This window comes from Mesorhizobium sp. LSJC285A00 (genome assembly GCF_000503155.1).
Classification (GTDB): domain Bacteria; phylum Pseudomonadota; class Alphaproteobacteria; order Rhizobiales; family Rhizobiaceae; genus Mesorhizobium.
The window spans coordinates 20,740-27,892 of the sequence record NZ_AYVK01000059.1; the positions used below are offsets into that span (position 1 = coordinate 20,740).

The following is a 7,153-nucleotide window of genomic DNA, read 5'->3' on the forward strand; positions in this document are numbered from 1 at the left end:
CCGCCGCTCCCGCCTGACCCATGCCAACCCCGCCAAAACTCAAGGCCTACCGCGCCAAGCGCGAATTTACGAAGACGCCGGAACCGGCGGGCGGGCTCATTTCAGGCGACGGCAACCGCTTCGTCGTCCACAAGCATCACGCCACCGCCGACCATTACGATTTGCGCCTGCAGGTCGGCGGCGTGCTGAAAAGCTGGGCGGTGCCGCGCGGGCCCTCGCTCAACCCGGCCGACAAGCGGCTTGCAGTCGAGACCGAGGACCATCCGCTCGAATATATCGACTTCGAGGGCGTCATTCCCGAAGGCGAATATGGCGGCGGGCCGATGATCGTCTGGGACACCGGCACCTGGGCGCCGATGGACGATGTCGACAAGAGCCTGCGCACCGGCGCCTTCAAGTTCCGGCTGGCCGGCGACAAGTTGAATGGCGGCTGGATGCTGACCCGTCTGAAGCCCAAGCCCAGCGAAGACAGCGAGAAGAAAAACTGGCTGCTGTTCAAGGAGCGCGATCTCGCCGCCGATACCGGCCTCGACATCCTGGAAGCGCGGCCGGAAAGCGTGAAGTCCGGCAAGCGGATCGAGGAGCTGGTGGCGCCGCCGAAGAAGCCGGCCCGCCTGCCGCCCAAGCCCGGCGCGCTGAAACCCGGCGCGCTGCCCGGTGCGGCCAGGGGCGATCCGCCGTCGCGCATCGAGCCGCAGCTCGCCACGCAGGTGCCGAAGCCACCGGGTGGGCCAGTGGAAGACACAGGTGAACTCTGGCTGCACGAAATAAAATTCGACGGCTACCGCACCATGGCGCATATCGCCGATGGCGAGGTCAGGCTGATCACCCGCGGCGGCATCGACTGGACGAAGCGTTACGGCGACCTGCCGCAGGCATTCGCCCGGCTGCCCCTCAGCCAGGCGATCATCGACGGCGAGATCATGGTGCTGGACGAGAAGGGCATCTCGCGTTTCGCGCTGCTCCAGGATGCGCTGTCGGCGGGTGCGGGCAGCAAGCTCCATTTCTATGCCTTCGACCTGCTGCATCTCGACGGCTGGGACCTCCGCAAGGCGCCGCTCGCAAAGCGCAAGGCCCTGCTCGCCGAACTGCTAGCCGGACAGGGCGCCAACTCCGCCATCCAGCTGAGCGACCATGTCGAAGGCGACGGACAGGGGCTGTACGATCAGGCCTCGATCCTTGGGCTGGAAGGCGTCGTCTCCAAGCGCGCCAACGCCATCTACCAGAGCGGCCGCACGAAGAGCTGGACCAAGGTCAAGGCGCTGGAGACCGGCGATTTCATCATCGCCGGCTACACCGTTTCCGACGCGGCCGAAGGACTGGCGGCACTCGGCATGGCTGAATTCGCGGATGGCGAACTGCACTATCGCGGCAAGGTTGGCACCGGCTTCGATGCCGCTACGGCGGGCGACTTGCTGGCCCGGCTGCAGCCGCTGCGCGACGGCGCGACAGCACCCGAGGGTGTGCCGCGCGAGATCATGCGCGAGATGAAATGGGTGCGGCCGATGCTGTCGGCCCGCATCCACTACGCCAACCGAACGGCGGACAATTCGCTGCGCCACGGTGTGTTTCGGGGCTTGCGCGATGTCGGCCTGTCGACGCCGGTGTCGCCGAAGCGCAAGCGGCTGATCGCCGAAGCTGATCTCGCAACCATCTGGGTGACCAATCCGGAGCGGCGGCTGTTCGGCAAGACCGGACCGACCAAACTCGACATCGCCGTCTATTACGCGCTGGTCGGCGATTTCATGCTGCCGCACATTATGGGCCGCCCGGTGTCGCTGGTGCGCTGCCCGACGGGCCTGCCGAAGGACTGTTTCTTCCAGCGCCACGCCTTCACCGGCATGCCGCCGTCGGTGGTCACTTTTGACGCCACCAACTCCGAAGGTGAAACCAAATCCTATCTGTCGGTCGAGGGAGCAAAAGGCTATCTGGCACTCGCGCAGTTCGGCGTCGTTGAGTTCCACACCTGGGGCACGCATCGCTTGAGCCTCGACAAGCCCGACCAGATCGTTTTCGATCTCGATCCGGGTGAGGGCATCGCCTGGCGCGAGGTGGTCGAGGCCGCCGTCCACATCAAGGGCGAATTGGAGCGGTTCGGCCTGGTGCCGTTCGCCAAGACATCCGGCGGCAGCGGCATCCACATAACCGTGCCGGTGACGCAAAAGCAGAACTGGAAGAAGCTGCACCAGGCGACCAGCGCCATCTCCACGCACCTGGCGGCCACCGCGCCCGACACTTTCACCACCACAATGGGCAAGGAAAACCGCAAGCGCCGCATCTTCATCGACTATCACCGCAACGCGCGCGGCCACACCTCCGCGGCGCCTTATTCGCTGCGCGCCCGCACCAACCTGCCGGCGTCGACGCCGGTGAGCTGGAGCGACCTTGAGACGATCGATGCGCCGCAGGATCTGAACTATTCCTCGCTGCCGGGGTTGTTGGCGACCTCGGGCGACCCCTGGGCGGACATGGAGGATTTCGCGAGGGATTTGCCGGCCTTCAAATAAGGTTTTTCTCCCCATTTCATGGGGGCGAGGAACCCAAGTCCATCGACGCTTCGGACAATTTGAATTATTCTCGGCCTTGGACCTTCAGGGCGACTGGAAGATTTCGCTAGGGATTTGCCTGTATCGTGCCCGGTCGGTGTAGGATTTCCGCAGCACCATTCGTCCTTTGGACGAAGCGCTGCAGTAAGCATGATCCCGAAAAGTGGGAACCGGTTTTCGGATAAGATCATGCTCAGTCTGAAATGTCAGTGCGTGGCCGCGTAGGAGAGTATCATGGCGCCCAGGGCAAGTTGGAAAGGTTACCTCAAGCTCAGCCTCGTCAGCTGTCCGGTCCGGCTCTATCCGGCAACGACGACCAGCGAGCGCATATCGTTCAACCAATTGCACAAGAAGACCCACAACCGCATCAACATGAAGCCGGTCGACCCTGAACTCGGCCTCGTCGAGCGCGCGGACTTGGTCAAGGGTTACGAATACGAGGACAAGCAGTACATCATCATCGATGAGGCCGACCTCGAAGCAGTGCGCATCGAATCCAATCACACGATGAACATCGAGGCCTTCGTCGACGAAGACGAGGTCGACGTCATTTATCAGGATTCGCCGTACTACATGGCGCCGGATGGCGCCATGGCGGAGGAAACCTTCGCCGTGCTGCGCGAGGCAATGCGCAAATCCGGCAAGCTGGCCATTGCCCGCCTTGTCCTGTCCAGCCGCGAGCGCGTGGTGACGATTGGCGCGCGCGAGAACGGCATGTTCGTGTGTACGTTGAGGAACCCGAACGAAGTGCGCGGCACGGCTGAATATTTCGGCAACATCCCGGCTGGCAAGCCGGATCCCGAAATGCTGCAATTGGCCGAAGCGCTGATCAAGCAGAAGGAAACCACCTTCGATCCGAAGAATTATGAGGACCGCTACGAGATCGCGCTGATGACGATGATCCGCGAGAAACTGAAGGGCCATAAGCCGATCATTGCGGCGGCGCCCGAGCGTGGCAATGTCATCAACCTCATGGACGCGTTGAAGGCGAGCCTGTCGCAATCAGCCAAGCCGCCGGCCAAGTCGAAGAGCAAGGCCGACGACGCTGAAAAACCTGCCGCCAAGGGTAAGGCGGGTGCGGCCAAGGAAAACCCGTTGAAGGCCAATCTGCTCAAGGCCGTCGGCAAGAGCAAGGGGTGACGGCGCCGACCGGTATAATCCCGGGCGCCGTCTTCNTTCGGCGCCATCGGCGCGCTGGCGGCATTTCCGCTGCGGCTCGCGGCCCGTGAGGTGGAGCGTCAGCACGGCCAGTTGCGGCGCGGCGTCACCAGGCGCACCAGCCATGTTGTGTTCGGCCGAACGCTGATCGCCAAGGCCGGCACGGCGAAGGGCGGCGATGCCGAGATCGAGCGCCGGGTTGCAGCCGAGGGCTCCGCTGGCCGAACACTCCTTAGCGAAAATGGCTTCCTGCGCCTGCTTGGTCTGATGAAGGCGCCGGAGGCGTCTTCGCTGTCCAGGCAGTCTCTCGTCGACCAGTCCAGACTGTCCGGTGCCGACCTCGACCTGCTCAGCCTGTTCGACGCCTTCGAGCACGATTGTGAACCCTACTCGTTCCGCGATCTGATCCTTGCCCGCAAATATGCCGGGCTGGTCGCCGGCGGTGCATCCTGGGGCGCGATCGCGCGCTCCGTGCATCGCTCCGGTCCGGTCGCTTCGCTCACCGCCAAATCGCTCAATGTCGGCTCGCAGCATGGCTGGCCCGATCAGATCTATCTCGAGGATGGCCAGAGCGAACTCGACGGCCAGCTGCTGTTCGATCTCGGCAGCGCAAGCGCAGCCGGCGACGACACGCTGGAAGAATTGTTCGCCGAGGCTGAAAGCGCGGAAGAGGAGGGCCGGCACGACGATGCCGCGGCGCTCTACCAACGCTGCCTCAGCATCGATCCGAGCGACGCCATCGCCGCGTTCAACCGCGCCAATTGCTTGCGTGGCGCCGGTCGCGTGGCCGACGCGGCGCATGACTATGCAAGAGCGATCAAGCTCGATCCGGCGTTCGTCGAGGCCTGGTTCAACCTCGCCGGGCTGATGAGCGACGAAGGCAAGATCGCCTCGGCGCGCCGGCATCTGGTCAAGGCCATCGCGCTCGACAAGAGCTACGCCGATCCGGTGTTCAACCTTGCCCGGCTGGAGTTCGACGCCGGCAATCTGACCGAAGCCCGCCGCCACTGGGTGCGCTATCTCGAACTCGATGCTGACAGCGAATGGGCGCGCACTGCGCAAAAGGGGATACAGTTCGTCGATCTGCAGCTGGCGCGGACGGCGGGGTGAGGCTGCCGTGGATAATCTTGTTCAGATTTCGAGTATGGGATTAACCGCGTGCTTCATCGTTTTGGCGGTGCAGGAGGCCCGCGAGCTGCTCTTCTACTGGAGCAATGGCTGGAATTTTTTCGAAGACAGCAAAATCAATTGGGCCACATATTACAACCGCAGAACTTGGCCATTTCCCCAGCGCCCCGAGGACCGTATGTCGAACAAGCAGCGCGTTTGCTTCGGCCGGCCATTCTTCATCGTGCTCGTGGGGTTTTTTGCAGCCATTTTCACCCATGTTACCCTGCATCCGGAGCAGTGGCGTAAGGAAGTTCACGGTTCCAAAACCACCTACCACTATATCGGGGTCCCGCAGCCTGATGCCCACTAGCTTCCTCTTCGACGGCTTTGACACAGCCCCGGTCACCATCGTGTTGGCCCACGGCGCCGGCGCGTCGATGGATTCCCCCTCGATGACCGACACCGCCAAGGCGCTCGCCACAGCCGGCTTCCAGGTTGCGCGCTTCGAATTCCACTATATGGCGGCGCGACGCTATGGCCAGCGCAAGCCGCCGCCGCGCGCCGAGACGGTCAACCCGGAATACATCAAGGCCATCGCCGATCTGAGGGCGAGGGGCGTCGCTGGTCCGCTCATCATCGGCGGCAAGTCGATGGGCGGGCGCGTCGCCTCGATGGTCGCCGACGAGATGTTCGCCAAGGGCGAGATTTCGGGCCTCGTCTGCCTCGGCTATCCCTTTCATCCGCCGGCCAAGCCCGAGCAACTCAGGACAAAACATCTCGCCGACCTCAAGACGCCGACGCTGATCTTCCAGGGCACCCGCGACGCGTTCGGCACGAAAGAAGAGGTCGCGACCTACGGCCTTTCCAAAGCCATCGAGGTGATCTGGCTGGAGGATGGCGACCACGACCTGAAGCCGCGCAAGAGCGTGTCGGGGTTTTCGACCGCCGATCATTTGAAGACGCTGGCCGGGACGGTGAAGGCGTGGACAGGGCGGATCGTTTCCTGATCGCCAAATGAAAATCGCCACCTTCAATATCAACAACGTCAACAGCCGGCTGCAAAACCTGCTGGCGTGGCTGGCGGCAGCCAAGCCCGATGTCGTCTGCCTGCAGGAGCTGAAGGCGCGCGACCTGCAGTTTCCGCGCACGGCACTGGCCGACGCCGGCTATGGCGCGGTGTGGAAGGGCGAGCCGACCTGGAACGGCGTAGCCATACTGGCGCGAGGAGCCGAGCCGGTGCTGACCCGTGACGTCCTGCCCGGCGATACCGCCGACAAGCAGAGCCGCTACATCGAGGCGGCCGTGAACGGCATCGTCATCGCCTGTGTCTACGCGCCCAACGGCAACCCGCAGCCGGGGCCGAAATTCCAGTACAAGCTGGCCTGGCATGAAAGGCTGGAGGCGCATGCCGCAGAACTCTTCGACACTGGCCTGCCGGTGGCGCTGGTCGGCGACTACAATATCGTGCCCGAGCCGCGCGACATCTACGCCACCCGCTCCTATGACGACAACGCGCTGGTGCAGCCGGAAAGCCGGGCGTCGTTCCAGCGTCTGCTCGAGCAGGGCTGGACCGATGCGCTCCGCAAGAAGCATCCGAAGGAAACGCTCTACACATTCTGGGATTATCGCCGCAACCGCTGGCTGCGCGATGCCGGGCTGCGGCTCGACCACATCTTGCTGTCGAAGAAACTGGCGCGCCGCCTCACCGCTGCCGGCATCGACCGCGATGTCAGAGGTGAGGACGGCGCCAGCGACCACGCGCCGGTATGGGTCGAATTGAAGTGAATTTGGCTGCGTGATCGCGCCCACTTTCGTGGGCGCAGTTTTGCGCTATTTGTTTCGCTGCGGCGGCCGCATGATGAGCAAGGTGCGGCACCGGAGGGGGAGTCCGATGGACAGGTTGGCCGAAAGGCTGTTTGCGCTTCCGCTGCTGGCGGCCGCTTTGGCTTGTCTGGTGCGGGCGTATCTGCTGCTCGGCGACAGAGATTTCAGCTGGAGCGGGATCGACCACATGCTGCACGGCCCAGCCACGCTGCAGCCCGTGGTGTTCCTGACCGTCGGCGGGCTTTGCCTGCTTGGCGCCCTGTTGTTCTGGGCCGGACTGCTGCCGGGTCGGCGAAGCCAGCCTGCTGGAACGCCGCTTTTTGGCCGCGACGCCGAGATCGACCCAAAGGGCCGCCCCGGTCTGCGGCGCGCCTTCCTCATGTTGCCGGTGCTCGCCGTGTTGGCGCTGCTGGCCGACCACTTCCCTTGGGCGCGTGACGCCGGCCCGGGCGCTGAGGTGGCCGCCCCGAACGAACCCAAAGCCGAGCCGAAGAACCAGGGCATCGACGGTGTCC

Annotated in this window: 6 protein-coding genes and 1 pseudogene; all 7 read left to right on the forward strand. The window is 63.9% G+C overall.

The features are described from left to right. The first annotated feature begins 20 nt into the window (after window positions 1–20). On the forward strand, window positions 21–2,507 hold the full coding sequence (gene ligD / locus X726_RS139115; RefSeq protein WP_023673484.1) for a DNA ligase D: 2,487 nt from the start codon (window positions 21–23) through the stop codon (window positions 2,505–2,507). A gap of 273 nt (window positions 2,508–2,780) precedes the next feature. Further along, complete coding sequence (locus X726_RS139110; protein ID WP_023673485.1) at window positions 2,781–3,686, forward strand: Ku protein; 906 nt, start codon at window positions 2,781–2,783, stop codon at window positions 3,684–3,686. A gap of 45 nt (window positions 3,687–3,731) precedes the next feature. Further along, window positions 3,732–4,814: a tetratricopeptide repeat protein gene (locus X726_RS139105; protein ID WP_031215557.1), complete on the forward strand. Its 1,083-nt coding sequence runs from the start codon at window positions 3,732–3,734 to the stop codon at window positions 4,812–4,814. A gap of 7 nt (window positions 4,815–4,821) precedes the next feature. Beyond that, window positions 4,822–5,184, forward strand: a complete 363-nt coding sequence (locus X726_RS139100) for a hypothetical protein (protein ID WP_155923794.1) — start codon at window positions 4,822–4,824, stop codon at window positions 5,182–5,184. Beyond that, entirely contained in the window at window positions 5,174–5,821 is a 648-nt protein-coding gene (locus tag X726_RS139095; RefSeq protein WP_023673488.1) for an alpha/beta family hydrolase, read from the forward strand. Before X726_RS139100 ends, X726_RS139095 begins: the two co-directional genes overlap by 11 nt. 7 nt (window positions 5,822–5,828) lie before the next feature. Beyond that, window positions 5,829–6,599 (forward strand): exodeoxyribonuclease III, encoded by a 771-nt coding sequence (locus X726_RS139090; protein WP_023673489.1) that lies wholly within the window; start codon window positions 5,829–5,831, stop codon window positions 6,597–6,599. A 10-nt stretch (window positions 6,600–6,609) separates the two neighbouring features. Then, window positions 6,610–7,153, forward strand: a pseudogene (locus tag X726_RS0136695) (hypothetical protein); the annotation flags it as partial.